The 24,665-nt window shown below is 71.2% G+C and carries 26 protein-coding genes; 14 read left to right on the top strand and 12 right to left on the bottom strand.

The features are described 5' to 3' along the window. Positions 1-138: 138 nt before the first annotated feature. A complete protein-coding gene (locus tag AC1DWJ_RS17095; RefSeq protein WP_477621461.1) occupies positions 139-651 on the top strand; it encodes an aminoacyl-tRNA deacylase in 513 nt (170 codons plus the stop codon). 13 nt (positions 652-664) lie between these two features. Here AC1DWJ_RS17095 and AC1DWJ_RS17090 read toward each other — a convergent pair whose 3' ends face one another. The 9 genes from AC1DWJ_RS17090 to AC1DWJ_RS17050 all read right to left on the bottom strand — a co-directional run bounded on the left by AC1DWJ_RS17090 (position 665) and on the right by AC1DWJ_RS17050 (position 10,714). Next, positions 665-1,633, bottom strand: coding sequence for an IS481 family transposase (locus tag AC1DWJ_RS17090; RefSeq protein ID WP_477621460.1), 969 nt, complete (start codon positions 1,631-1,633; stop codon positions 665-667). Positions 1,634-1,738: 105 nt separating this feature from the next. Further along, positions 1,739-2,842 (bottom strand): metallophosphoesterase, encoded by a 1,104-nt coding sequence (locus AC1DWJ_RS17085; RefSeq protein WP_477621459.1) that lies wholly within the window; start codon positions 2,840-2,842, stop codon positions 1,739-1,741. A gap of 176 nt (positions 2,843-3,018) precedes the next feature. After that, positions 3,019-4,677, bottom strand: a complete 1,659-nt coding sequence (hutU, locus tag AC1DWJ_RS17080) for a urocanate hydratase (protein WP_477621458.1) — start codon at positions 4,675-4,677, stop codon at positions 3,019-3,021. A gap of 19 nt (positions 4,678-4,696) precedes the next feature. Then, the gene (gene hutH, locus AC1DWJ_RS17075) at positions 4,697-6,262 is read right to left on the bottom strand and encodes a histidine ammonia-lyase (protein ID WP_477621457.1); all 1,566 of its coding nucleotides are present in this window, start codon (positions 6,260-6,262) and stop codon (positions 4,697-4,699) included. 71 nt (positions 6,263-6,333) lie between these two features. Continuing rightward, a complete protein-coding gene (locus AC1DWJ_RS17070; protein WP_477621456.1) occupies positions 6,334-7,794 on the bottom strand; it encodes an aldehyde dehydrogenase family protein in 1,461 nt (486 codons plus the stop codon). Beyond that, complete coding sequence (locus tag AC1DWJ_RS17065) at positions 7,791-8,225, bottom strand: cupin domain-containing protein (protein WP_457254966.1); 435 nt, start codon at positions 8,223-8,225, stop codon at positions 7,791-7,793. The genes AC1DWJ_RS17070 and AC1DWJ_RS17065 overlap by 4 nt, the downstream gene beginning before the upstream one ends. Further along, positions 8,218-9,294 carry an isocitrate/isopropylmalate dehydrogenase family protein gene (locus AC1DWJ_RS17060; RefSeq protein ID WP_477621455.1) on the bottom strand — a complete coding sequence of 359 codons (1,077 nt, stop codon included), beginning with the start codon at positions 9,292-9,294 and terminating at the stop codon, positions 8,218-8,220. The genes AC1DWJ_RS17065 and AC1DWJ_RS17060 overlap by 8 nt, the downstream gene beginning before the upstream one ends. Beyond that, entirely contained in the window at positions 9,291-9,605 is a 315-nt protein-coding gene (locus AC1DWJ_RS17055) for a putative quinol monooxygenase (RefSeq protein WP_477621454.1), read from the bottom strand. Before AC1DWJ_RS17055 ends, AC1DWJ_RS17060 begins: the two co-directional genes overlap by 4 nt. Continuing rightward, entirely contained in the window at positions 9,602-10,714 is a 1,113-nt protein-coding gene (locus tag AC1DWJ_RS17050) for an Ldh family oxidoreductase (protein ID WP_457254963.1), read from the bottom strand. Before AC1DWJ_RS17050 ends, AC1DWJ_RS17055 begins: the two co-directional genes overlap by 4 nt. Before the next feature lie 88 nt (positions 10,715-10,802). Here AC1DWJ_RS17050 and AC1DWJ_RS17045 point away from each other — a divergent pair, with 88 nt between their 5' ends. Further along, positions 10,803-11,468, top strand: coding sequence for a GntR family transcriptional regulator (locus AC1DWJ_RS17045; RefSeq protein WP_477621453.1), 666 nt, complete (start codon positions 10,803-10,805; stop codon positions 11,466-11,468). Positions 11,469-11,523: 55 nt separating this feature from the next. On the opposite strand, the gene AC1DWJ_RS17040 is transcribed toward AC1DWJ_RS17045, so the two are convergent. Further along, complete coding sequence (locus AC1DWJ_RS17040) at positions 11,524-12,201, bottom strand: response regulator transcription factor (protein WP_457254960.1); 678 nt, start codon at positions 12,199-12,201, stop codon at positions 11,524-11,526. Next, positions 12,198-13,832, bottom strand: coding sequence for a sensor histidine kinase (locus AC1DWJ_RS17035; RefSeq protein ID WP_457254958.1), 1,635 nt, complete (start codon positions 13,830-13,832; stop codon positions 12,198-12,200). The genes AC1DWJ_RS17040 and AC1DWJ_RS17035 overlap by 4 nt, the downstream gene beginning before the upstream one ends. 145 nt (positions 13,833-13,977) lie before the next feature. Between AC1DWJ_RS17035 and AC1DWJ_RS17030 the strand changes: the two genes are divergently transcribed. The 7 genes from AC1DWJ_RS17030 (at position 13,978) to AC1DWJ_RS17000 (ending at position 19,511) form a co-directional block, all read left to right on the top strand. Continuing rightward, positions 13,978-14,982, top strand: a complete 1,005-nt coding sequence (locus tag AC1DWJ_RS17030) for a Bug family tripartite tricarboxylate transporter substrate binding protein (RefSeq protein WP_457254957.1) — start codon at positions 13,978-13,980, stop codon at positions 14,980-14,982. Next, positions 14,982-15,488, top strand: a complete 507-nt coding sequence (locus tag AC1DWJ_RS17025) for a tripartite tricarboxylate transporter TctB family protein (RefSeq protein WP_477621452.1) — start codon at positions 14,982-14,984, stop codon at positions 15,486-15,488. The genes AC1DWJ_RS17030 and AC1DWJ_RS17025 overlap by 1 nt, the downstream gene beginning before the upstream one ends. Further along, positions 15,488-17,041, top strand: coding sequence for a tripartite tricarboxylate transporter permease (locus AC1DWJ_RS17020; protein ID WP_457254954.1), 1,554 nt, complete (start codon positions 15,488-15,490; stop codon positions 17,039-17,041). The genes AC1DWJ_RS17025 and AC1DWJ_RS17020 overlap by 1 nt, the downstream gene beginning before the upstream one ends. Positions 17,042-17,043: 2 nt before the next feature. After that, positions 17,044-17,442 carry a universal stress protein gene (locus AC1DWJ_RS17015; protein ID WP_457254953.1) on the top strand — a complete coding sequence of 133 codons (399 nt, stop codon included), beginning with the start codon at positions 17,044-17,046 and terminating at the stop codon, positions 17,440-17,442. A 10-nt stretch (positions 17,443-17,452) separates the two neighbouring features. Continuing rightward, entirely contained in the window at positions 17,453-17,926 is a 474-nt protein-coding gene (rraA, locus tag AC1DWJ_RS17010) for a ribonuclease E activity regulator RraA (RefSeq protein ID WP_477621451.1), read from the top strand. 46 nt (positions 17,927-17,972) lie between these two features. Further along, positions 17,973-18,734 (top strand): IclR family transcriptional regulator, encoded by a 762-nt coding sequence (locus tag AC1DWJ_RS17005; RefSeq protein ID WP_457254951.1) that lies wholly within the window; start codon positions 17,973-17,975, stop codon positions 18,732-18,734. A gap of 348 nt (positions 18,735-19,082) precedes the next feature. After that, positions 19,083-19,511, top strand: coding sequence for a D-alanyl-D-alanine carboxypeptidase family protein (locus AC1DWJ_RS17000; protein WP_477621450.1), 429 nt, complete (start codon positions 19,083-19,085; stop codon positions 19,509-19,511). Positions 19,512-19,541: 30 nt separating this feature from the next. On the opposite strand, the gene AC1DWJ_RS16995 is transcribed toward AC1DWJ_RS17000, so the two are convergent. Further along, positions 19,542-21,005 (bottom strand): PhoX family protein, encoded by a 1,464-nt coding sequence (locus AC1DWJ_RS16995; protein ID WP_477621449.1) that lies wholly within the window; start codon positions 21,003-21,005, stop codon positions 19,542-19,544. Between the two features lie 88 nt (positions 21,006-21,093). Here AC1DWJ_RS16995 and mobA point away from each other — a divergent pair, with 88 nt between their 5' ends. The 5 genes from mobA (at position 21,094) to AC1DWJ_RS16970 (ending at position 24,665) form a co-directional block, all read left to right on the top strand. After that, positions 21,094-21,678: a molybdenum cofactor guanylyltransferase gene (gene mobA / locus AC1DWJ_RS16990; RefSeq protein WP_477621448.1), complete on the top strand. Its 585-nt coding sequence runs from the start codon at positions 21,094-21,096 to the stop codon at positions 21,676-21,678. Then, positions 21,675-22,652 carry an NAD(P)H-quinone oxidoreductase gene (locus AC1DWJ_RS16985; protein WP_457254944.1) on the top strand — a complete coding sequence of 326 codons (978 nt, stop codon included), beginning with the start codon at positions 21,675-21,677 and terminating at the stop codon, positions 22,650-22,652. The genes mobA and AC1DWJ_RS16985 overlap by 4 nt, the downstream gene beginning before the upstream one ends. A gap of 138 nt (positions 22,653-22,790) precedes the next feature. Beyond that, positions 22,791-23,153 (top strand): DUF1304 domain-containing protein, encoded by a 363-nt coding sequence (locus AC1DWJ_RS16980; protein ID WP_457254942.1) that lies wholly within the window; start codon positions 22,791-22,793, stop codon positions 23,151-23,153. A gap of 121 nt (positions 23,154-23,274) precedes the next feature. After that, complete coding sequence (locus tag AC1DWJ_RS16975) at positions 23,275-23,928, top strand: PadR family transcriptional regulator (protein ID WP_457254941.1); 654 nt, start codon at positions 23,275-23,277, stop codon at positions 23,926-23,928. After that, on the top strand, positions 23,925-24,665 hold the full coding sequence (locus tag AC1DWJ_RS16970; protein WP_477621447.1) for an ABC transporter ATP-binding protein: 741 nt from the start codon (positions 23,925-23,927) through the stop codon (positions 24,663-24,665). The genes AC1DWJ_RS16975 and AC1DWJ_RS16970 overlap by 4 nt, the downstream gene beginning before the upstream one ends.

Below are 24,665 nucleotides of genomic sequence, written 5' to 3'. Positions count from 1 at the left end.
TGCGACGCTCTGCTCAACCGGCACCGAGACCATTCCACACCAGGGACCGCCGGCGCACGGCAGGACACCGGGCAATGCGTCTCGGATCCCAGACCACGCCCGGCAGCGGCGTCGCGGCCGGGGACCTAGCATGACGACATGACCCAGGACACCGGCTCCGACCCTGCCCGGGACGCCACCCCGACCGAGGGCGAGGCGCGGGCCGCCGCGGCGCTGGCCGTCAGCGGGATCGAGCACACGATCACGCGGCACGGACGGGTCGGCTCCCTCGAGGAGGCGGCTGCTGCAAGGGGGGTCGAGCCGCAGGACATCATCAAGACCCTGGTGGTGCGGCGCGCCGAGGACGACTTCCTGTTCGTCCTCGTGCCCGGCGGCCGGGAGATCTCGTGGCCCAAGCTGCGGGCCCTGCTGGGCGTCAACCGGATGTCGATGCCCGATGCGGCTGTCGCCAAGGAGGTGACCGGCTACGAGCGCGGCACGATCACGCCCTTCGGCTCGACCACCCCTCTCCCCGTCGTCGCGGACGCGACCGTCAGCGGACGCCTGATCTCGATCGGCGCCGGGGCGCACGGCGTCGCCGCGACCGCACACTCCGACGATGTGCTCCGGGCCCTCGACGCGCAGGTCGCCGACGTCACCGAGCCCGCCTAGGTGTATCGAGCCATCAGGTTGGTCGCAGTCGGCTGACGGGTGGGTGCCCGCCGAGTGCTGTGTGGCGTCGTTGAGTGTTGTAGTGCTCGAGCCATGGGGCAAGAGCGGCTGCCCGGTCGGTGCTGCTGGTGAAGACCTGTCGGTAGGCCCACTCGGTTTGCAGGGTGCGGTTGAGTCGCTCGACCTTGCCGTTTTGCCAAGGGCAGTGTGGCTTGATGAAGACCTGCCGGATGCCGTGTCGAGCGCAGGTTTCGCGCAGCGAATAGCGGTAGGCCCAGGCGTTGTCGGTCATGAGCCGTTCGACCTGGGTGATGCCGTGCTCGGCGAAGTAGCTGATCGCGCGTTCGAGGAATCCGGCGCAGGTCGGGCCTTGCTCGTTGGGCAACACCTCGGAGTAGGCGAGCCGGCTGTGGTCGTCGACCAAGGAGTGCACGAAGTCGTAGCCGATCCGGGTCTTGTCGAGCCGTGTGCGGTGGTAGTTGGCGGTTCCGCCGGTCGCGCGCCAACCACCCCCGTCGGGGATGCGCCCCAGCTTCTTGACGTCCATGTGGACTAGTTCACCGGGGCGTTCGCGTTCGTAGCGGACCGCGGTGACCTTGCTGGCTCGGATGACGTGGCCGGTGATCGGGTCGAGCACGGCCAGCCTGGGCATGCCGTTGCGCGACAGGACCCGCGAGACCGTCCGGGTGGGTAGGCCGAGCTCGGCCCCGATCCAGTCCGGTCCCCGACGCTCGCGCCTGCGGAGCTCGATGATCCGCGCCTCGATCTCGACCGGAGTCCGGGTCGGGGTCCGGTGCGGACGAGACGACCGGTCGCGTAGGCCCAGTTCCCCCTCGGTGCGGTACCGGTCGATCCAGATCCGCACGCATTTGCGTGACACTCCCATCGCCGCAGCGATGTGGGCCTTGGGCCAGCCGGCCTGGTGTCGCTGAACGATCAGCAGTCGGCCATGAAGGGTCAGACGAGCATTACCGTGGGACACGAGAACCTCCGAGTGGATGTGGGCCTTCGACAAGCCACACCCCACTCGGGGGTTCTCCTCACGTCAATAGACCGATCCAGGTACCAACGTCATGGCCGGGTACACCTAGGGAGTCACCCAGCGCAGGCCGGTGAGGGTCGTCGAGTAGGGGTAGACCTCCTCGACGTCCTGCTGTCCCACTGGCTTGGAGCGGTCGAAGCTGGCCCGCACCTGGGTGGCGATGGTCCCGGCAGCGGTGTCCACCGTGACGATGCGCACCGGGTTCGTGTCGGGGGCGTGCATGGCCTGCAGGAACATCGCGACGGGGTGGCCGTCGGCGGCGGGCCTGGAGCCGGAGAAGACCTGACCGGTGTGCCCGGAGAAGGTCATGACGACGTTGGGGTAGACCTTGAGCGCGTCCCACAGCTGGGTCGAGGTGGTCGCGCCGTAGCCGCCGTTGGTCGTCGAGATCGACCCGTCGTTCTCGAGGAACATGTGCGTCAGCACGATGACGTTGTGGTGCGGGTGCGAGGCCACCACGCCGGTGGCCCAGTCGATGATCTGCTGTCGCGGCCAGATCTCGAGGCTGAGGACGAGCCAGTCGTCACCACCGGCGCGGAACGTGCGGAAACCGTTGTCGGACCTGCCCGGCTCGGCCAGCCCCTCGAAGCCGAAGTAGGACGGTGGGTAGTACGTGTTCCACAAGGTGGTGTCGCGCACCGTCACCGTGGTGTCGGCACCCGGACACGCCGCGCCCCCCTCGCAGACGGCCGCCGTGTCGTGGTTGCCGGGCGACGCGATGAACGGGATGCCGGCCGCCGCCAGCGCCGCGAACCGGGTGCTCATGCTGACCCACTGCTGGTGGTCGGGCGTGTCCCAGTCCTGGACGTCGCCGCTGTGCAGCACCCACTGCAGGTTCAGCTGCGCCCGGTGGGCGACGAGCCAGGCGATCCGCTTGTCGGTGCGGGGGTCCTGCGGCCTCACCTCGGGCTGGGTGTCCGGGATGACGGCGAAGGAGAAGGTGGTGGCCGGGTCGGCGATCGTGGGGATCGGCTCCACCGTCGGTTGCGGTGGGCCGGGCACCGCTGCCGTTCCGGTGGTCGTGGCGGTCGCCGAGGTGCCCGGCCGGCTGCGCGGCTCAGGTGTCGTGCACCCGACCATCATGAGGGCGAACGCGCACCCCAAGGCGCCGAGCCCGAGCGCGCGTCGTCCCCTCGCCCCTCGCCCCATGCACCGTCACCCACCTGAGTTGCACCGCCCCGTCAGGCCAGCGTATGCCGGGTGGTCACCACCCGGCATACGTCGTCCGGTGGAGCACCCGGTGCCCCTTGGCTGCTGTGCCGCCGGGACAACCGCGCGCGCTCGGTCGGCCATTCCGCGCGGGCCGCTCGGCCCGCGGTGGTCGCTCAGCCCTCCCGCATCGGGATGCGGACGCCCTGTTCCTGCGCCGTGCGCTCGGCGATGTCGTAGCCGGCATCGACGTGCCGGATGACGCCCATCGCCGGGTCGTTGGTCAGCACGCGAGCCAGCTTCTGGGCGGCGAGCTCGGTGCCGTCGGCGAGGGAGACCTGGCCGGCGTGCAGCGAACGGCCGATGCCGACGCCACCGCCGTGGTGGATCGACACCCAGCTGGCGCCCGACGACGTGTTGACGAGGGCGTTGAGCAGCGGCCAGTCGGCGATGGCGTCGGAGCCGTCGAGCATGGCCTCGGTCTCGCGGTAGGGACTGGCGACTGACCCGGTGTCGAGGTGGTCGCGGCCGATGACGATGGGCGCGCTCACCTCGCCGGTGCGGACCAGCTCGTTGAACGCCAGCCCCGCCTTGTCGCGCTCGCCCTGGCCGAGCCAGCAGATGCGAGCGGGCAGCCCCTGGAAGGCGATCCGCTCCTGCGCGCCGCGGATCCACTTGTGCAGCCGGTCGTTGTCGGGGAAGAGGTCGAGGACGGCCTTGTCGGTGGCCGCGATGTCCTTCGGGTCACCGGAGAGGGCGGCCCAGCGGAACGGGCCCTTGCCCTCGCAGAACAGCGGCCGGATGTAGGCCGGCACGAAGCCCGGGAACTCGAAGGCCCGGTCGTAGCCACCCTGTCGGGCCTCGTCGCGGATCGAGTTGCCGTAGTCGAAGACCTCGGCCCCGGCATCCTGGAACTCGACCATGGCCTGGACGTGCTTGGCCATCGACTCGCGCGCGCGGTCGGTGAACTCCTCCGGCTTCTTCTCCGCGTACTCGTGCCAGTCCCCGAGCTCGATCCCCTCGGGGAGGTACGACAGAGGGTCGTGGGCACTGGTCTGGTCGGTGACGATGTCGATCGGCACCCCGCGGCGCAGCAGCTCCGGGAAGACCTCGGCGGCGTTGCCGACGACGCCGACCGACCAGGCCCGGCGCTCGTTCTTGGCAGCCACGGCCTTCTCGATCGCGTCGTCGAGGGAGTCGGCCACCTCGTCGAGGTAACGGTGTTCGACGCGGCGACGCAGTCGGGTCTCGTCGACGTCGACGATGAGGCAGGCGCCCTCGTTCATCGTCACCGCGAGGGGCTGCGCGCCACCCATGCCACCGCAGCCACCGGTCAGGGTCAGCGTGCCGGCGAGCGTGCCGCCGAACTTCTTCTCGGCGATGGCGGCGAAGGTCTCGTAGGTGCCCTGGACGATGCCCTGCGTGCCGATGTAGATCCAGGACCCGGCGGTCATCTGCCCGTACATCGTCAGCCCGAGGTGCTCGAGCCGGCGGAACTCCGGCCAGGTGGCCCAGTCGCCGACGAGGTTGGAGTTGGCGATGAGCACGCGGGGCGCCCACTCGTGGGTCTGCATGACCCCGACCGGGCGCCCACTCTGCACCAGCATCGTCTCGTCCTGCTTGAGCGTGCTGAGGGTGCGCACCATGGCGTCGAACGACTTCCAGTCGCGAGCCGCGCGTCCCGTGCCGCCGTAGACGACGAGGTCGTCGGGACGCTCGGCGTTCTCGGGGTCGAGGTTGTTCATGAGCATGCGCAGCGGCGCCTCGGCACCCCAGTGCGTTGCGTGGGTGAGCTGGGTGCCGCGGGGCGAGCGGACGGGGCGAGCGCCTTCCATGGTGTTTCCTTTCTGAGGTTCAGTTGAGGGGGCCGGTGACGGATTCGGCTGCTGCGACCGCCGCGCCGGTGGCGACGAGCTGGACTGCGGTCTCGATCTCCGGGGCGAGGAAGCGGTCGGTGCCGGGCGCAGGGGCACCGGCGTCGCGCAGCGCCTTGACGACCGCGGCCGTGGCCGGGGCCGCGGTGAGCGGCGCGCGCAGGTCGAGGGCGCGGGCCGCAGTGAGCAGCTCGACCGCCAGCACGCGGGTGAGGCCGTCAACCGAGCGGCGCAGCTTGCGGGCCGCCGACCAGCCCATCGACACGTGGTCCTCCTGCATCGCGCTGGACGGGATCGAGTCGACCGACGCCGGAGCCGCGAGCCGCTTCATCTCCGACACGATCGCGGCCTGGGTGTACTGGGCGATCATGTGGCCGCTGTCGACGCCCGGGTCGTCGGCGAGGAACGCGTGCAGCCCGTGGTTGCGCGAGACGTCGAGGAAGCGGTCGGTGCGACGCTCGGAGATCGACGCCAGGTCGGCCGCGACGATCGCGAGGAAGTCCAGCACGTAGGCGACCGGCGCCCCGTGGAAGTTGCCGTTGGACTCGACCCGGCCGTCGGGCGTCACCACGGGGTTGTCGACCGCGGAGGCGAGCTCGAAGCCGGCAACCGTCGCGGCATACTCCACGGTGTCGCGGACCCCGCCCGCCACCTGGGGTGAGCACCGCAGCGAGTAGGCGTCCTGGACACGGGTGCATGCCTCCGGGTCACGGTGGCTGTCGCGGATCCCACTGTCCTGCATGAGCTTTCGCAGGTTCGCGGCGGACAGCGCCTGGCCGGGCTGGGGACGGAGCGCGTGCAGGTCGGCCGCGAACACGTCGTCGGTGCCGAGCTGGCCCTCGACGCTCATCGCTGCGGTGATGTCGGCGACCTTGAGCAGCATGCGCAGATCGGTGATCGCGAGGACGAGCATGCCGAGCATGCCGTCGGTGCCGTTGATGAGGGCCAGGCCCTCCTTCTCGCGCAGCTCGACCGGCGTGATTCCGGCGGCGGCGAACGCCTCGGCCGTCCGCATCCGCTCACCCTCGGCGTCGCGGACGACACCCTCACCCATCAGCGCCAGCGCACAGTGCGACAGCGGGGCGAGGTCGCCCGAGCAGCCGAGTGAGCCGTACTCGTGGACCACCGGGGTGATGCCCGCGTTGAGCATCGCGACGTAGGTAGTCAGGGTCTCCTCACGGATGCCGGTGCGGCCCGTCGCAAGGGTCGAGATGCGCAGGAGCATGAGCGCCCGGACGACCTCGCGCTCGACCTCGGGGCCGGAGCCTGCGGCGTGCGAGCGCACCAGCGACCGCTGCAGCTGGGCCCGCAGCTCCACGGGGATGTGCCGGGTGGCCAGGGCGCCGAACCCGGTGGAGACGCCGTAGTGCGCCACCGTGTCGTCGGCCAGCGCCTCGATCACGGCGCGGGTGCGGCGCACCTCGGTGAGCGACTCCGGCGAGATCTCGACCCGGGCACCGTGGCGGGTGACCGCCACGACGTCGTCGAATGAGATGGGGCCGGTGCCGACGGTGACCGTCGGCGCGGAGGTGGCAGTGGTCGTCATGCCTCCATTGCAGCGGAGGTATGCCGCGAGCGCGCCCTACGCACGCGCCATACCGTCTCGGATGCGAGACGTCAGCCGGCCACCCAGTAGGTGCGCTGGTTGGTGAACTCGAGGATGCCGGCCTCGGCGAGCTCGCGGCCATAACCGCTGCGCTTGGTGCCGCCGAAGGGCACCCGGGGGTCGGAGGCGACGACGGCGTTGACGAAGGCCGCGCCGGACGTGATCCTGCGGGCGACACCCAGGGCTCGCTCGCTGGACCGGCTCCAGACGCTGAGCCCCAGCCCGTAGGGCGTCGCGTCGGCCAACCGCACGGCCTCGTCCTCGTCGGTCGCCACGGCGATGGCGGCGACCGGACCGAAGGTCTCCTCGTCGAAGGCCGGCATGCCAGGGCCGGTGTCGAGCAGGACGGTCGGCTCGTAGAAGGACCCCGGGCCGTCGATGCTGCGTCCCCCGGCCGCGAGCGTGGCCCCGGCGGCCACCGACTCGTCCACCTGCCGCTGGAGGGCGTCGCGGAGGTCGCCGCGCGCGAGCGGGCCGACGCTGGTGGCCGGGTCGGTCGGGTCGCCGACGGACAGGGCTTCGACGCCCTGGAGGAACAGGCGGGTGAACTCCTCCGCCACGGGTGCCTCCACGACGAACCGCTTGGCGCAGACACAGCTCTGGCCGGAGTTGGTGAAACGGGCACCCACGGCTGCGGCCGCGGCAGCGGGGACATCGGCGTCGGAGAGGACCACGAACGCGTCGGACCCGCCCAGCTCCAGCACCGACCGCTTGGAGGCCCGTCCCGCAGCGGCACCGACCATCTCGCCGGCGCGGTTGCTGCCGGTGAGGGTGACGGCGGCGACCCGGTCGTCGGCGATGAGCCCGCCGACGGTGCGGGGCACGTCGTCCTCGACGAGGACCAAGGCCGTCACGAGGTGGGCGGGGAAGCCGACCTGCTCGAACGCCTCGGCCAGGGCCAGAGCCGTCCCGGTGACGTTGGGCGAGTGCTTGAGCAGCACACCGTTGCCGGCCGCCAAGGTCGGGATGGCGAACCGCAGCACCTGCCAGACCGGGAAGTTCCACGGCATCACCGCCAGCACCAGACCCAGCGGCTCGGGCGCGACGAAGGCCGAAACCCCTGCGGGGGAGTCGATCTCGACGTCTCGGGGAGCCAGGATCGTCGCAGCCCTCGCGGCGTAGTAGTCGGCCGTCACCGCCGACTTCTCGACCTCACCCCGGGCCTGCGCCAGCGGCTTGCCCATCTCCGCGGTGACCGACGCCGCGTAGCGCTCCGCGTCGGCCCGCAGGTGGGCGGCGAACCTGGTGAGCAGCGCTGCTCGGTCGGCGACGGGGACCTGGCCCCAGGCGCGGGCCGCAGCCGCACCGCGCGCGACGGCCTCTTCGACCTCTGCCGGACCCATGGCGGGATAGCTCGCGAGGGTGGTCCCGTCGGCGGGATTGGTGGTCGTGACGGTGCTGGTCGTGACGGTGCTCGTCGTGACGATGCTCGTCGTGACCGCACCGGTCGTGCCCGTGAGGTCGGCGCTCATGGGGTGCTCAGCCCGCCGCGGTCGCTCTCCGAGAGGTGCTCGAAGGTCTCCCCGGTCGCGGTGATCGTGCGAGTCACGTCGCGGCCGCCGTAGACCCAGTAGATCCGCATGACGCCGTCGCCACGGTTGAAGAAGCGGTGCGCGACGCCGGCCGGCACCCAGGTCGCCTCGCCAGCCACGAGGTCGAAGCGCTCCTCGCCGATCTCCGCGACGGCCTCGCCTTCGAGGACGAGCACCGACTCCTCGACGTTGTGGCTGTGCAACGGGAGTCCGGTGCCGGGCTGGAACTGCGTCTGACCCGTGGTGACGTGGTTGCTCTCGCAGTTCCACTTGCCGACGTAGGGGATGGTGACGACGCCGTTGCCCCGGTCGAACGGACGCACCGTCTCGGGTCGGATCAACAGGTTGGGGGCGAGCGGCTGGTCAGCCACGGGAGACCTCCTGGGTGAGTGTGTCGATCAGGGCGCTGGTGAAGTCGGCGGTGCTGAGGGAGCCCCCGAGGTCGCGGGTGCGGGTGGCGGGGTCGGCGACCACGGAGGTGACGGCGCGGTCGAGGTACCGCCACCCGTCGCACAGCTCGGGCCGGCCCGAGCGGGCGCCGTGCCAGTCGAGGAGCATGCCCGCCGAGCGGACGAGTGAGACGGGGTTGGCGATGCCCTGCCCGGCGATGTCAGGGGCAGACCCGTGCTGGGCCTGCGCGACGCAGATCCCGTCACCGGCGTTGACCGCTCCCCCGAGGCCGAGGCTGCCGCAGAGTTCCGAGGCCTCGTCGCTCAGGATGTCGCCGAACATGTTGGTGGTGACGACGACGTCGAACGACCCGGGGTCGCGGATCAGCCTCGCGGCGGCCGCGTCGACGATCAGCTCACGCAGCTCGACGTCGGGAAACTCCGCGGCCACCTCGCGGACGCACCGTAGGAAGAGTCCGTCGGACAGCGTGAGGACGTTGGCCTTGTGCACTGCCGTCACGTGTCGGCGGCGGGAGCGGGCCAGCGTGAAGGCGGTCCTGGCCACCCGATGCGACGCCCGCGCCGTGACCTTGCGGATCGAGAACGCCGAGTCCTCGTCCGGCATGAACTCGCCGCTCCCGGCATACATGTTGCGGTCGGAGTAGAACCCCTCGGTGTTCTCCCTGACGATGACGAGGTCCATCGGCGTGCGCAGCACGCTCAACCCCTCGACGGACCGGCACGGGCGGATGTTGGAGTGCAGCGCGAACCGCGTCCGCAGCTCGGCGGACGGGTTGATCCCGCCCTGGTCGCGGGCCGGGTAGTCGTAGTGCGAGACCGGACCGAGGACGGTGCCGTCGACCTCCGCCACCCTGGCCACCACGTCGTCGGGCAGGGTCGTGCCGACGGCTGCCAGGGACGCCAGCCCGATGTCGCGCTGCTCGAGCTCGAGGCCGAGCCCGAGCTGCTCGTCGAGCGCGCCCAGCACCGCGACCGTGGCTTCGCTGATCTCCGGTCCGATGCCGTCACCGGGCAGGACGAGGAGCTTCACGACTGCCCCTGCGGGTGGTGGAACCGTTGTGCGGCAAGGGTGTTGACCTGGCTGCCCGGCACCACACAGCGGTCTGCGGCGGCCCGCCACTGCGCGAAGTGCCGGGCAGCGCGGTGTGCGGCGATGGCCTCGTCGTCGGCGTAGAGCTCGTAGAACAGGAAGTGGTGGTCGTCGGCGAGGTCCTGCACCACGTCGAAGTAGAGGCAGCCCGGCTCGTCGGTGAACGACCGCTCGGCGTTGGTGGCGATGGCCTCGGTGAACTCGTCGAGCCGGCCGGGGACGACGTCGAGGGAGACGACGAGCGCGATCATGGGAGGACCTCCGGTCCGGTCGGGGTGAGGGGGTCGGGAAGGGCGACACCGGCCTCCCTGCCGAGGGTCGCCAGCGCGTCCCTCGTGGTGGCAGCCAGGGGTATGCCGTCGGCGGCCAACCGCTGTCGGGTGCGGTCCTCGAGCTCTCCGGGGACGAGGATCTCGTCCGCCCAGGTGGCGAGCGCACCACCACGTGTCTGGTCGACCATGGCCTCGATGCGGGCCGCGAACTCGGCCGCGTCGGACACGGCGGAGACGTCGATGGTGATGAGCAGGTGACCGGCCCCACTGCGGCGGTCGGGGTCGTAGGGGCCGGCGACCCCGTCGCCGAAGGCGCTGCCCGTGAGCACGCCGGCGAGGACGTCCATCATGAACGAGATGACGTAGCCCTTGGGTCCGGCCATTGGCAGGATCAGGCCGGCGATGGCCTCGGCGGGGTCGGTGGTCGGAGTGCCGTCGGCGGTGGCCGCCCAGCCCTCCGGGATCGCGTCGCCCCGCTCGGCGGCGAGGTAGACCTTGCCGCGCGCCACGGCGGTGTTGGCCAGGTCCATGACGACGACGCCGTGGCGGCCGGCCGGGGCCGCGATGGACCAGGGGTTCGTGCCGATCGCCTTGTCCCGCCCACCCCAGGGCGCCATGGCAGGGCTGGCATTGGTGACCAGGAGGGCGACGCAGCCCGCCTCGGCGGCCTGGCGGGTGAAGTAGGCGGCGGTGCCGAAGTGACCGGAGTTGCGGACCGCCACCCCGCTGATGCCGTGGGTGCGGGCCCGCTCGATCCCGAGCTCGACCGCGCGCTGGGTCAGCACCTGGCCGATGCCGTGACCTCCGTCGAGCACCACGACGGCGCCGCCGTCGCGGACGACCTCGGCAGCGGTGCTGCGCTCCATCGCCCCGGACCGCAGCCGGGTGAGGTACCAGGGCAGGCGGAGCATGCCGTGGGAGGCGTGGCCCCAGAGCTCGGCCGTGACCAGCGTGTCGGCGAGCAGGGCGGCGTCGGCCCCGGCCACTCCCTCGGCGACCAGCACCTCCGTCGCGAACCGGGCCAGGTCGGTCGCCGCGAAACCGGGGCCTGCGGCGGGTCGGGAGTCGGGCGTCACTGACGGGGTCACTCGTCCTCCTCGGTGCGGCTGTGCAAGACTGGGGAGAGGAAAGCATACTTGTATACAAGTATGCAACTACGTCGAGAACGGAGATCAGATGGTGGACCGCCCGCGCCGCGCGTCCGGTGGACAGCTCGTCTACACCGAGCTGCGCCGGCAGATCCTCGACCTCGAGCTCAAGCCGGGGCAGCGCCTGTTCGAGCCCGAGCTCGCGACCCGCATGCAGGTCAGCCGCACCCCGCTCAGGGAGGCGCTCCGGCTGCTGCTCGCCGAGGACCTGCTCGACCAGCTGCCGACCGGAGGCATGGTGGTGCGTCCGCTCAGTGCCCGGGAGATCGAGGAGCTCTACTCGGTGCGCGCGGCCCTCGAGGGGCTGATGACCGCCGAGGCCGGGACTCGCCTCGATGACGCCGGCGTCGCCACCCTGCGCGCCCTGGTCGAGCGCAACGCCGCCTTGGTCGACCTGCCGACGGACGCGATGAACGCCGGCCACGACTTCCACCTGGCCATCGGCGACATCGCCGGACACGGGTGGGCGTCGCGACTGCACGCCCAGGTCGACGGCCAGATGGCTCGCTACCGCGCCTTCACCAACCAGTCCCAGGAGCGCCGCACTGCCGCCCTGGCCGAGCACCGCCAGATCCTCGAGGCCCTTGTGGCGCGCGATCCGGAGCAGGCTCGCGCGCTCGCCGAGGCACACGTCCTGGCGGCTCGCGACACCGCGCTCAACGCCATCGCCGACCGGCTCGACCGGTCCGACTGACCGACTGACCGACCGGTCCGACTGACCGAGTCAGGTGGTCCGGCCCGCCCCTGGGTCAGCGCAGCGTGTAGCGCCGCTCGGGGCGACCCGCGGCGCCGTAGCGGGGCCGCATCTCGGCCTTCCCCACCGCCACCAGGTGCTCGAGGTAGCGCCGCGTGCTGCTGCGGGACAGCCCGGTGGACTCGGCGCACTCCGTGGCGGAGAGCCCGTCCTCGTCGGCCGCCTCGAGGGCCTGCAGGACGAGGTCGGTGGTCTCCGGGCTGATCCCCTTGGGCAGGCCCCCCCCGGTCCGGGCGACGGCCCCGGCCCGGAACACCCTGTCGACGTCGTCCTGGCCCACCTCGGTGAGCTCGTCCAGCTCAGCCCGGTGCACGGCATACTCGCGTAGTCGCTGCTGGAGCGACTCGATCTCGAACGGCTTGACCAGGTAGTGGAAGACCCCGCCACGCAAGGCGGTCCGCAAGGTGTCGAGGTCGCGCGCGGCACTGATGACGATCACGTCGACGTCCTCGCTGCCACCCTCGCGCAACCGGCGCAGCACCTCGAGGCCGGTCATGTCGGGCAGGTAGATGTCGAGCAGGACGAGGTCGGGCCGGGTGACCTCGACCGCACGCAGGGCATCCGTGCCGGTGCTGGCGATGCCGGCCACCTCGAAGCCGTCCTCGCGGGCAACGACGCTGGAGTGCAGGCGCGCCACCATGAAGTCGTCGTCGACCACGAGCACCGAGATCACGAGACGCCCTGGCCGAGCAACACCGGCAGGGTCGCCACGAAGACCGCACCGTCGTCGTTGCCGACGACGATGTCGCCGCCCCGGTTGCGGCAGATCACCCGGACGATGGCCAGTCCGATCCCGCGCTCCTGCGCGGTGGCCGTCGCCTTGGTCGTGAACCCGCGGTCGAAGACCATCTCGCCGATCGTCGAGTCGACGCCCGGGCCGCTGTCGCGCACCGTCACCGTGACGGCCTCCCCGGTGTGCGCCAGCGCTACCCGAACGGTGGGCGCGTCACCACCGGCAGCGGCGTCGAAGGCGTTGTCGATGAGGTTGCCCATGACGGTGTTGACGTCGGCCGCGAGCGCGTCGTCGAGCTGGGGCACGTCGCTGGACGGGTCGACGACGAGGTCCACCCCGCGTTCGGTCGCCTGGCTGGCCTTCGCGATGAGCAGCGCCGCGACTGCCGGATCCTGCACGCGCGTCACGACATTGGTCGTGAGTGTCGTCGAGTCGTCGGTGATCTGGCGGACGTAGTTGCGGACCCCGTCATACTCCTCCAGCGCGATCAGGCCGCTGACGACGTGCATGCGGTTGCTGAACTCGTGGGCCTGTGCGCGGAGCGTGTCGGTGGTGCTCTTGGTGAGGTCGAGCTCGCGCTGGAGCTCGAGCATCTCGGTGCGGTCGCGCATCGTGGCCACCCACCCGATGTGCCGACCGCGGCTGCGGACCGGCATCCGGTTGACGGTCAGCACCCGGCCGCGCACGGGCATGACGTGGTCGGTGAGCTCGACCGCGTCGGTGAAGATCAGCGCAGCGCGTCCAGTGGCGTCGACCTCCTGGAGCGTGCGGCCCCCGGAGGTGAGCGGTATGCCGAGCAGGTGCGCCGCCTCGTCGTTCACCATGGTGATCCGGTGGTCGAGGTCGACCGCCAGGACGCCCTCCTTGATGCCGTGGAGCAGGGCCTCGCGCTGCTCGACCAGACCGGCGATCTCACGCGGCTCGAGGCCCAGCGTCTGGCGCTTCACGCGGCCGGCCAGCAGGAGCGACCCGACGACCCCGAGCAGGCTGGCGATCCCCAGATAGGTCAACAGGTTCGGCACGGCGGCAGCGAGGTTGTCGAGGACGGAGGGGTAGGCCCGCACGACCGCCACCACCCCGTCGGTCTGGCGGTTGTCGACGTTGATGATCGGCGCCATGGCGAAGGCCGCACCGGTGCCCTGCTCGGTCCCCACCCACGACCGTCCGTCGAACGCGTCGGTCTGCTGGAGGTAGAGCGGGTCGCGCGGCAGGGCATCGCTCGACGCGATCACCCGTCGGTCACGCAGGGCCAGGAGCACGGTGGTCGAGCTCGAGAACGTGCGACCCGACTCCACCACCGACGTGGCCTGGCCCAGGTACTCCCGGCCACCCGACGCGGCTGCCTCGCGCACCCCCGCAGTCACGGCAAGACGCTCCGCGATCGCCAGGGCGCGACGGCCCTCGGTGTCGCGCGCCCGGGCATCGGACTGCGCCAGCGAGACCGCGGCGACCCCCACCAGTACGACGCAGACGATCCCGAGCTGCATCGCGAGCATGCGGCTGGCCAGCGTCCAGCGACGCTGCCACGGCCAGCGTCGAGCCGCCAGCCAGGCGCGCCATCGAACCTCCACACCCTGATTGTGTCGGGGCCGCCGTCGTCGGGCCAGCAGCGCGTGAGCACAAAGGACGAAACAGAGTTTGCGCACCTAACCGTGACAGCAGGCCCACAGCCGGGCACGGTGTGCGACGAACACCCCTCAGACAAAGGAGTCACCCGTGCGTGTACGGACCCCCCTCAAGATCGTGGCCGCCGCCACGGTCGCCGGTCTCGCCCTCAGCGCCTGTGGCGTGAGCGGCGACGACGCGTCGTCCGACGCCAGCAGCTCGTCCGGACCCGTCAAGGGCCTGCGGATCCTCGTCCCCAACTCCCCCGGCAGCGGCTACGACACCACCGCCCGCCTCGCGGCCAAGGCCATGCAGGACGCCAAGCTCGCCGAGAGCATCGAGGTGTTCAACTCCGCCGGCGCCGGTGGCACGGTCGGGCTGCAGCGGCTCGTCAACGAGAAGGGCAACGACGACATCCTCATGCAGATGGGGCTCGGCGTCGTCGGGGCCGTCTACACGAACAAGTCGAAGGCCACGCTCAACGACACCGTCCCGATCGCCAAGCTGATCGAGGAGTCGGAGGCCATCGTCGTGCCGAAGGGCTCCCCCTACGACACCCTCGACAAGCTCGTCGCCGCCTGGAAGGCCAACCCGGGCAAGGTGCCCGTGGGCGGCGCCTCCAACCCGGGTGGTCCCGACCACCTCACCCCGATGCTGCTGGCGAAGGCCGTGGGCGTGACGCCCAAGGACGTCAACTACGTCGCGTACGACGGCGGCGGTGAGCTCCTCACGGGCGTGCTCGGCAAGAAGGTTGCGTTCGCGGCGACCGGCATCGGCGAGGTCGCCGAGCAGGCCAAGTCGGGTGACGTCAAGATCCTCGCCGTGACCAGCGCGGAGCCCGTGGAGGGTGTCGACGCCCCCACCCTGAAGAGCCTCGGCATCGACATGGAGTTCACCAACTGGCGCGGGATCGTCGGCCCTCCCGGGCTCAGCGAGGCCAAGACCAAGCAGTACGTCGACCTCGTGACCGCGATGCACGGCTCCCAGCAGTGGAAGGACACCCTGGCCAAGCAGGGCTGGACCGACGCGTTCCAGACCGGTGACGAGTTCAAGACCTTCCTCACCGCCCAGAACGACAGCGTCTCCAGCATCCTCAAGGAACTGGGCCTGGCCTGATGTCCACCACGGCAACGACCACGGAGAAGGGAGGCCGCTCCGAGTACGGGGTGGCCCTCCTTCTCCTGGTCCTCGGCGCCTGGGCCATCGTCGACGGCCTGAGTCTCACCGACACGGCCTCCCGCGGCCCGGTCAGCGCCAAGACCATGCCGATCGCCGTCGGCGCGCTCCTGGTCGCGATGGCTGTCCTGCTCGTGGTCGATCTGGTCCGCGGTGGTCGTGGTGAGGCCGAGGGCGGCGAGGACGTCGACCTCTCGCACGGCAGCGACTGGCGCACCATCGGACTCCTGGTCGGGGCGTTCGTGGCCAATGCGCTGCTGATCGAACGCGTGGGCTGGCCGATCTCCGGCGCGATCCTCTTCTTCGGGACGACCTTCGCGCTGGGCGCACGGCACTACGTGCGGATGGCCCTGATCGCGATCCTGCTGTCCGTGGGGTCCTGGTACCTGTTCTACCTCGGGTTGGACATCAAGCTCCCCGTCGGCCTGCTGAAGGGAATTCTGTGATGGACGGCATCAACGCCCTCATCGACGGTTTCGGCACCGCCCTCACGCCGGTCAACCTGCTCTACGCCGTGATCGGCGTCGTGCTCGGTACCGCCATCGGTGTGCTGCCGGGCATCGGCCCGGCCATGACCATCGCCCTGCTCCTGCCGCTGACGTTGCGTCTCGAGGCGACCCAGGCCTTCATCATGTTCGCCGGCATCTACTACGGCGGCATGTACGGCGGCTCGACCACCTCGATCCTGCTCAACACTCCGGGCGAGAGTGCGTCGGTCATCACTGCCATCGAGGGCAACAAGATGGCCAAGAAGGGCCGCGGCGCGGCAGCACTCGCCACGGCCGCCATCGGGTCCTTCATCGCCGGCACCATCGGCACGCTCGGCCTGGCGCTCCTGGCGCCGGAGATCGTCAAGCTGGCGATCAAGCTCGGAGCCCCCGACAAGTTTGCCATCATGCTGTTGGCCTTCATCGCGGTCACCACCGTGTTGGGGTCGTCCAAGATCCGCGGGCTCGCCTCCCTGGGCATCGGCCTGCTCATCGGCACCATCGGGATCGACAGGTCCGCCGGCGGTCAGCAGCGACTCACCCTCGGCATCCCGCAGCTGGCGGACGGCATCGACGTCGTCGTCGTGGCGGTCGGGCTCTTCGCCGTCGGCGAGGCCCTGTGGGTCGCGGCCCACCTTCGTCGCGGACACGCCGAGGTCGTGCAGGTGGACGGCGCCAGGATGGGCCGTGAGGACTGGCGCCGCTCCTGGAAGCCGTGGCTGCGGGGCACTGCGATCGGCTTCCCGTTCGGCGCGATCCCCGCCGGTGGCGCCGAGATCCCGACGTTCCTGTCCTACGCGCTGGAGCGCAAGCTCAGCAAGCACCCCGAGGAGTTCGGGCACGGAGCCATCGAGGGTGTCGCCGGGCCCGAGGCGACCAACAACGCCTCGGCCGCCGGAGGCCTGGTGCCGCTGCTGACCCTCGGCATCCCCACCACGGCGACCGCCGCCGTCATGCTGGGCGCCTTCCAGAGCTACGGCATCGACCCGGGTCCGCGGCTGCTGAGCGACCACGCGGAGCTGGTGTGGGCGCTCATCGCATCCCTGTTCATCGGCAACACCATCCTGCTCGCCCTCAACCTGCCCCTGGCGACCGTCTGGGCCAAGCTGCTGAACATCCCCCGCCCCTACCTCTACTCGGGCATCTTGTTCTTCGCCAGCATCGGCGCCTACGCCACGAACACGTCGGCCTTCGACCTGTGGCTGTTGCTGATCATCGGCATCCTCGGGTTCTTCATGCGCCGCTACGGCCTACCCGTGGTGCCCGCGATCATCGGCATCATCCTCGGACCGGTGGCCGAGTACCAGCTGCGCCAGGCCCTGCAGATCAGCGACGGTGCGCTGTCCGGACTCATCAACACGCCCTTCGCGAAGGTGGTCTACGCCCTCGCGGTCATCCTCGTCGTGGCGCCCGTGGTCATCGACCGAGTCCGCTCCAGCCGGGCCGGGGACGACGACGGCGACGGCACGCACCACGTCCCGCACCTGACCCCCAACACCGAAGGAACCTGACCATGGCGATCGTCGTGGGCTACGTGCCCCGCCCGGAGGGTCAGGCGGCCCTCGACCGCGCGATCGAGGAGGCCGTCCTGCGGGGTGTCCGCCTCGTCGTCCTCAACGTCAGCCGGGGTGACGCCCTCGTCGACCCGCGGTACGCCTCGGAGGCGGACTGGGACGCGGTCAAGGCAAAGCTCGACGCGTCGGGGGTCGAGCACGAGGTCGCCCAGGCGATCGAGGCCCGCGACCCGGCCGACCAGCTGCTCCGGGTCGCGGAGGAGACGAACGCCGAGCTGATCGTCATCGGCCTGCGACGTCGCACCCCGGTGGGCAAGCTCATCATGGGCAGCGCCGCGCAGACCGTCCTCCTCGAGGCCGATGCGCCGGTACTGGCGGTCAAGGCACCCAAGTCGTGACGGCCTCCTGATGGGCGCGGTGTCGACGGCCGACCTCTACGACGAGCGGGGCGAGGAGCTCCAGTCCTGCTCCGTGCAGCTCCGCCACTACGGGCGCCACACCTCGTTCGAGGGCGTGGTCACGACGATCCGGTGTCACCGCGACAACGCGATGGTCAAGGCCACCCTCACCGAGCCCGGTGCCGGGCGCGTCCTGGTCGTGGACGGTGGCGCCTCGCTCGAGTCAGCCCTGATGGGTGACCTCATCGCCGCCAGCGCGGTCGCCAATGGGTGGGCTGGGGTCGTGATCCACGGCGCGGTGCGCGATGTCGTGGCCCTGCGCGAGCTCTCCCTGGGCGTGCTCGCGCTGGGCTCGAACCCGCGCAAGAGCGCCAAGGACGGGATCGGTGAGCGGGACGTCGTGGTCAGCTTCGGAGGCGTCGACTTCGCGCCGGGGCAGCGGCTGTTCGCCGACGAGGACGGGGTGCTCGTCACCCGAGCTTGAGTCCGCGGCATACCGTCGCACGTCTCGCACCTGAGACACTGCCTGCGTGGCCAACGCACCCGCCGCCCGGCACGCCCTGACCCTCCTCACCCTGCTGGCCCGGCACACCGAGCCCCTCCCCGCCGGGTCGATCGCCCGCGAGCTGGGGCTCCCCCGCTCGACGACCTACCACCTGCTCGCGGTGCTGCGCGACGCCGGTTTCGTCACCCACCTGGAGGAGGAGCGCCGCTACGGGTTGGGCGTCGCCGCCTTCGAGCTCGGCTCGGCCTACCAGAGGCAGGCGCCGCTGCAGCGCATCGCCCGACCACTGCTCGGGCGGCTCGTCGACCAGACCACCCACAACGCCCACCTCGCCGTCCTGCACGGCCGCGACGTCCTCTACGTCATCGAGGAGCGCGCGCCCGGTCGCCCGCTGCTCGTCACCGACGTCGGGGTCCGGCTGCCGGCGACGCTCACCGCCAGTGGGCTGGCCATGCTGGCGCGGTTGCCCGCCGCGCAGGTGCGGGCCCTCTTCCCGCACCGCGACACCCTGGTCCAGCGCGACGGGCACGGGCCGACCTCGGTCAGCGAGCTGCGGCGCGAGCTGACCGAGGTCCGCACCCGTGGCTACGCCACCGAGGACGACTCGGTGAGCGCCGGTCTGTCGTCGGTGGCCCAGGCCGTCCTGGACCACACCGGCCACCCTGTCGCGGGTGTTGCCCTGACCTTCCCCCGCGACGGCGTCGACGAGACCGAGCGCGCCAGGCTCGTCGCCGCCGTCTCGCGCGCCGCCGCCACGCTGTCGGCCCGCATCGGCGGGGTCCGCTGACTTCACCCGCTCGGCTGCCAGAATCGAGGCGACCGCGGCGACGGGGGTGAGGTCATGCGCACGACGACACACGTGTCGGCAGGGCGGCGGCGACGACAGCGCCTTCGCCGCACCCTCCTCGTGACCGCCCTCCTCGTCGCGTCCGCAGCGACTGCCGGGTATGCCGCGTGGCACGGCGACGACGCCGACCACCCCTCCGCGGCCACTCGCCAAGCGCGTCAGGGGTCAGCTGGCGGCAACCCACCCCCGGCGGCGAAGCCGGCGGGCAGGAAGTCCAACCCGCAGGTCTCGTCGACTTCGAGTGCGAAGAGCAACGCAAAAGCTAGTGGTGTCAATGGTTTTCAACCGGTGGTCACCGATCGGATCCCTGCGCCCACGATGAGCCTGGCCCTGTCGGCGGCCGTTCCCGGCACGACGAACATGCAGGCCTCGGCCGCGGCGGCTTTCCAGCGCGCCTTCGCCGACGCCCGGGCGGCCGGCCTCGCGCCTGAGATCAGGTCGGCGTGGCGCAGCGAGCAGTGGCAGCAGATCCTCCTCGACCGCGCGGTCGCGAAGTACGGCTCGCGCGCCGAGGCGTCGAAGTGGGTGCTCTCGCCGACGGCGTCGGCCCACGTGAAGGGCTACGCCATCGACGTCCACCCCCAGGCCGCGGCGACGTGGCTGCAGGCTCACGGCGCGGCATACGGCATCTGTCGCACCTATGACAACGAGTGGTGGCACTTCGAGTACCTGGCGACGTCCACGTGTCCGCCGCGCCGGCCCACCGCCGCCGGCTGACCCTTGCGGGCCGGCCGACGGCGGCAGCGGTCAGACGCCGATCGTGTGCCACGGCCCCCAGATGGCGAAGGTGAGGCCGGCACTGGCCTGGATGTTGACGAACAACGTCGACTTGTCCGGGCTGAAGGTCGAGCCGGCGAACTCGTCGTCGAACCGCGGCGTGCCGTTGGCGTTGGCCGCCCGGTTGAGAGCGATGTCCCAGAGCTGGCCGCCCTGGTTGAGTCCACGGACGTAGTTGTCCTGGTTGCTGTCCTCACACACGACCAGGGTGCCGCGGTTGCTGACCGTGATGTTGTCGGGGAAGTCGAAGGTCTGCTTGCCCGGCGACTGGTAGACGAGGCGGAGCTTCTCGGAGCGGGTGTCGTAGGCCCACACCTGGCCGAAACCGTTGCCGTAGCCGGCAACCAGCTCTGCTCCGGTCTCGGCGTCGCCACCACCCTGGGTCGAGGTGAAGTAGACGACGCCGTTGTCGTAGATCTGGCCCTCGAGCCGTGAGAAGCCGGCTGCACCCAGCGCCCGACCCTGGTCGCCGACCGCCACCAGTGCGGAGTCGTTCGTGGGCAGCACCCCGCCGGGGCCCGGCGCGAAGGTCGGGTCGGGGTCGGCGATGTCCACCCACTCGACGGAGTAGACCGCTCCCTTGTCCTGGTGCGCCTCGAGGTGGGCGTTCGGCTGTCCCTTGACGGCCAGCATCTGCAGGTGTCCGTCGTTGTCGAGGTGGCCGCTCTCCATCGGGTTGGTGCCCGGCGTGTAGCGGTAGAAGCCCGACGGGAAGGCGAAGTTGTCCTCGGTCAGGTAGAGCCGACCCTCACGCGGGTCGAACGACACCGCCTCGTGGGAGAACCGACCCGCCCGGGTGATCGGCATCGCCGCCGAGCGCCCCGTGACCGGGACCTCGAAGACATAGCCGTGCTTCTTGGTGAAGCCCGCATTGGAGGCTCCGGTGAAGTCCGGTCCGACGTCGGGCCCGTTGACCGTCTCCTCACAGGTCACCCAGGCGCCCCAGGGCATCTGGCCGCCGGAGCAGTTGTTCGCGGTCCCGTTGATGGCAGTGTGCGCGCCCAGCACCTCACCCTCGCCGGTGACGTCGACGTGCACGCAGCCACCACGGGCACCCATGTCGTAGGTCCACGATCCCACCGCCCCGAAGGGAGCCCCGGTGCCGGCGACCTCATGGTTGCGGATCAGGGTCACGGCTCCGTCCGGTCCCTCGAAGGCACCCATGCCGTCGTGGCGTCCCGGCATGGTCTTGCCGTCGACGAGCGGCGGCGGCACCGACTGGGTGTCGTGGAACGAGCGATAGCTGAAGCCCTCGGGCAGGTGCAGGCGCACCTTGCCGTCACGCAGGTCGGGCGTCGCGCGCAGGCCACGGAAGGGCGCTGCACCGATCGCCGATGCAGGCCCTGCCACCAGTCCGGCAAACGGCCCGGCGATCGCCACGCCCCCTGCCACTGCCGCGCTCCCCTTCAGAAACGTCCTTCTCTCGAGCGTCATCACTTCTCCTCCGAGATCGTCGAATCTCGTCAACCTAGACCCGACCCGCACCCTCCCGGAACCCCCACGAAGCCCCCACAATGGGCCGGTGACCTCGGACGACACCACCTCGACGCTGGCGACCGCCGTGGTCCTGTGCGGGGGCGAGGGTCGGCGGTTCGGCGGCGACAAGACCCGGGCCGACCTCGCGGGCAGCTCCCTGCTCGACCACCTGCTCGACCACCTCCCGGGCGACTGGCCGGTCGTCTGCGTGGGCGCTGCGAGACCCACGCGTCGAGCGGTCACCTGGTGCCGCGAGGACCCGCCCGGTGGCGGCCCGGTGGCCGCGATCGCCGCCGCCCTCCCCCTGCTCGACGGTCCCGTCCTCGTCCTGCTCGGTGGCGACATGCCGTATGCCGCGGGGCCGGCTCCCGAGCTGGTGGCCACCCTCGAGCGCTCCCCCGACCTCGACGCGGTGATCGGTCGCGACGGCGACGGACGCCTCCAACCGCTGCTCGCGGCATACCGGGCCTCAGCGCTGCGCGCTGCGGTGCCGCAGCCTGCGGCCGGCACCCCGCTGATGCGGCTGCTCGACCCGCTGCGCACAGCCACGGTGTCCGTGGGGGACCACGCCGCCCTGGACGTCGACACCGCCGAGGACCTCGACCGCGCCCGCCATAGGCTCGACCCGTGAAGGCGATCACCATCCCGGAGCCCGGCGACGCGTCAGCGCTCGTCCTGGCCGACGTCCCCGACCCCCAGCCCGCGCCCGGTGAGGTGCGGGTGCGCGTCGCGGCGGCCGGGGTGAACCGGGCCGACGTGATGCAGCGGATGGGCTTCTACCCACCACCGCCGGGTGCTCCCGACTACCCCGGGCTGGAGGTCAGCGGCACCGTGGACGCCCTGGGCGACGGCGTGGACGAGTGGTCCGTGGGCGACGAGGTGTGCGCCCTGCTGTCGGGCGGTGGCTACGCCGAGCTGGTGTGCGTGCCCGCCGGGCAGCTCCTGCCGGTGCCGGCAGGGGTCTCGCTGGAGGACGCTGCCGCGCTCCCCGAGGTGGTCAGCACGGTGTGGTCCAACGTGTTCATGACCGCCAACCTGCTGCCCGGCCAGACCTTCCTCGTCCACGGTGGCTCGTCGGGCATCGGCACCATGGCCATCCAGCTGGCTCGTGAGGTCGGCGCCCGGGTCGCTGTGACGGCGGGCTCGGCCGCCAAGCTCGAAGCCTGCCGCGCGCTGGGCGCCGAGATCCTCGTCAACTACCGCGAGCAGGACTTCGTCGAGGAGGTGCGGGCGGCGACCGGTGGTGCCGGCGTCGACGTCATCCTCGACAACATGGGCGCGAAGTACCTGTCCCGCAACGTCGAGGCGCTCGCCGTCAACGGTCGGCTGGTCGTCATCGGGCTGCAGGGCGGGGCCAAGGCGGAGATCGACCTCGGGCTCATGCTGCGCAAGCGGGTGGCCGTGATCGCCACATCGCTGCGGGCCCGGCCGGCCGACGAGAAGGCCGCCATCGTCGCTGCGGTCCGTGAGCACGTCTGGCCGCTGGTCGAGTCGGGCCGCGTCGTGCCGGTGGTGCACGGTCGGCACTCGCTCGCCGATGCGGGCGAGGCGCACCGCGAGCTCGAGGACAGCGGACACATCGGCAAGATCCTGCTCACGACCTGACCGCCGTCACCCACGCTGCCTTCGATGGCGCGGTCCTCGGTGGCGCTGTCTTAGGTGGCGCTGTCTTCGGTGGCGCCCCTCGTGCCGGGATCCGGCGAGTCGGGCGTCCGGTCGCCTCTCGTCTGCCACGCTGAGGCCATGACCGCCGTCGCCACCGTGCTCGTCGTCCTGGTCGCCCTCATCCACGTCTACATCGTGGTGCTGGAGATGGTCCTGTGGACCACTCCGCGCGGACAGGCTGCGTTCGGGCTGACGCCCGAGTTCGCCCAACAGACCAAGGCGCTGGCCGCCAACCAGGGGCTCTACAACGGGTTCCTCGCCGCGGGGCTCATCTGGGGCCTGGTCGGACCCGAGCACCTGCGCTTCGGGTTCCAGGTCTTCTTCCTGCTCTGCGTCGTCGTCGCCGGGCTCTACGGTGCGGCCACCGCCAGCCGCCGGATCCTCCTCGTGCAGGCCCTCCCCGGCGCCCTCGCCCTGGCCGCAGTCCTGCTCGCCCGCTGACTGACCCGAGGTGCTTGACGCGCCGGGTAGATACTCGGTATACATCTCCTCACCAGTGGTGATACTGGGTATGTAGGGGACACGCTGGGTATGTCGGGGACACCGAGGGGAGCGGGGCGGCATGTCGGTCAAACAGGGGCTGTTGGCCCTGCTGGCGACGGAGCCGATGTATGGCGCGCGGCTGCGTTCCGAGTTCGAGGCCAGGACCGGGGGGACCTGGCCGCTGAACGTCGGGCAGGTCTACACGACGCTGGCCCGCCTCGAGCGAGACGGGTTCGTCGAGGCCATCGGCGAAGACGCCGAGGGCCGCATCTCCTACCGCCTGACGCGCACCGGGCACGCCGAGGTCGCCCGGTGGTGGGTCTCCCCGGTCACCCGCGAGACGACCCCGCGCGACGAGCTGGTCATCAAGCTCGCGCTCGCCGTCACCGTCGAGGGGGTCGACGTGCACCGCGTCGTGCAGACCCAGCGCACCGCGACGCTGCGGCACCTCCAGGACCTCACCCGCCTCAAGCAACGGGCGACCACCCACCACGAGGCGGCCGAGGACGGTGACGGTCAGGTCGACCTCGCCTGGCTGCTGGTGCTGGAGAACCTCATCTACGCCGGCGAGGCCGAGGTCCGCTGGCTCGACCACGTCGAGGCCCGGCTGGTGCGCGAGGCGAACCGCCCGCGGCGGGCCACGAGCGCAACCACCGCGAGCAGCACGACTGACCCTGCGATGGGGGCCATCGCAGACGATCGCAGCACGACGACCAAGGGGGCACCACGATGAGCAGCACCGACCACGACCGCGAGGTCATCCTCTGGCTCGACAACGTCACCCGGGTGCACGGCACCGACGGCACCGCCGTCCGCGCCCTGGCCGGGGTCAGCCTCGAGGTGCGTGCCGGCGAGCTCGTGGCCGTCATGGGGCCGAGCGGCTCGGGCAAGTCGACCCTGCTCAACCTCGCGGGCGGGCTCGACGCGGCCACGAGCGGACAGGTCCTCATCGAAGGGCAGAGCATCGGCACCCTCAGGGGCGACGCGCTGGCCCGGCTCCGGCGGCGCCGGGTCGGGTTCGTCTTCCAGGACTTCAACCTCATCCCGTCGCTCACCGCGGTCGAGAACGTCGCGCTGCCGCTCGAGCTCGACGGCCAGCGGGTCAGCCGGGCTCGCCGACGCGCCATCGACGCGTTGACGATGGTCGGGGTGCAGGAGCTCGCCGACCGCTACCCCGACAAGATGTCGGGCGGCCAGCAACAGCGGGTCGCCATCGCCCGCGCGCTGGTCGGCGACCGCCGACTGGTCCTGGCCGACGAGCCCACCGGTGCGCTCGACTCCCACACCGGCGAGGGAGTGCTCCGCGTCCTGCGTGAGCGCTGCGACGCCGGCGCTGCCGGCCTGTTGGTCACGCACGAGGCGCGCCACGCGGCGTGGGCCGACCGGGTGGTCTTCCTGCGCGACGGAGTGGTGGTCGACAGCACGGGCTCGGCCGAGACGGCCGAAGCGCTCCTCGAGCCGACTGCCTGA

Source organism: Pedococcus sp. P2_D7, from assembly GCF_056404295.1.
This window is presented reverse-complemented; position numbering and strand designations above follow the sequence as displayed.

Excerpts from the sequence above, each read along its gene's own strand:
- AC1DWJ_RS17095 (WP_477621461.1), top strand. The coding sequence starts at position 139 with ATGACCCAGGACACCGGCTCCGACCCTGCCCGGGACGCCACCCCGACC.
- AC1DWJ_RS17085 (WP_477621459.1), bottom strand. The coding sequence starts at position 2,842 with ATGGGGCGAGGGGCGAGGGGACGACGCGCGCTCGGGCTCGGCGCCTTG.
- hutU (WP_477621458.1), bottom strand. The coding sequence starts at position 4,677 with ATGGAAGGCGCTCGCCCCGTCCGCTCGCCCCGCGGCACCCAGCTCACC.
- hutH (WP_477621457.1), bottom strand. The coding sequence starts at position 6,262 with ATGACGACCACTGCCACCTCCGCGCCGACGGTCACCGTCGGCACCGGC.
- AC1DWJ_RS17070 (WP_477621456.1), bottom strand. The coding sequence starts at position 7,794 with ATGAGCGCCGACCTCACGGGCACGACCGGTGCGGTCACGACGAGCATC.
- AC1DWJ_RS17055 (WP_477621454.1), bottom strand. The coding sequence starts at position 9,605 with ATGATCGCGCTCGTCGTCTCCCTCGACGTCGTCCCCGGCCGGCTCGAC.
- AC1DWJ_RS17045 (WP_477621453.1), top strand. The coding sequence starts at position 10,803 with ATGGTGGACCGCCCGCGCCGCGCGTCCGGTGGACAGCTCGTCTACACC.
- AC1DWJ_RS17025 (WP_477621452.1), top strand. The coding sequence starts at position 14,982 with ATGTCCACCACGGCAACGACCACGGAGAAGGGAGGCCGCTCCGAGTAC.
- AC1DWJ_RS17020 (WP_457254954.1), top strand. The coding sequence starts at position 15,488 with ATGGACGGCATCAACGCCCTCATCGACGGTTTCGGCACCGCCCTCACG.
- AC1DWJ_RS17015 (WP_457254953.1), top strand. The coding sequence starts at position 17,044 with ATGGCGATCGTCGTGGGCTACGTGCCCCGCCCGGAGGGTCAGGCGGCC.
- rraA (WP_477621451.1), top strand. The coding sequence starts at position 17,453 with ATGGGCGCGGTGTCGACGGCCGACCTCTACGACGAGCGGGGCGAGGAG.
- AC1DWJ_RS16995 (WP_477621449.1), bottom strand. The coding sequence starts at position 21,005 with ATGACGCTCGAGAGAAGGACGTTTCTGAAGGGGAGCGCGGCAGTGGCA.
- AC1DWJ_RS16980 (WP_457254942.1), top strand. The coding sequence starts at position 22,791 with ATGACCGCCGTCGCCACCGTGCTCGTCGTCCTGGTCGCCCTCATCCAC.
- AC1DWJ_RS16975 (WP_457254941.1), top strand. The coding sequence starts at position 23,275 with ATGTCGGTCAAACAGGGGCTGTTGGCCCTGCTGGCGACGGAGCCGATG.
- AC1DWJ_RS16970 (WP_477621447.1), top strand. The coding sequence starts at position 23,925 with ATGAGCAGCACCGACCACGACCGCGAGGTCATCCTCTGGCTCGACAAC.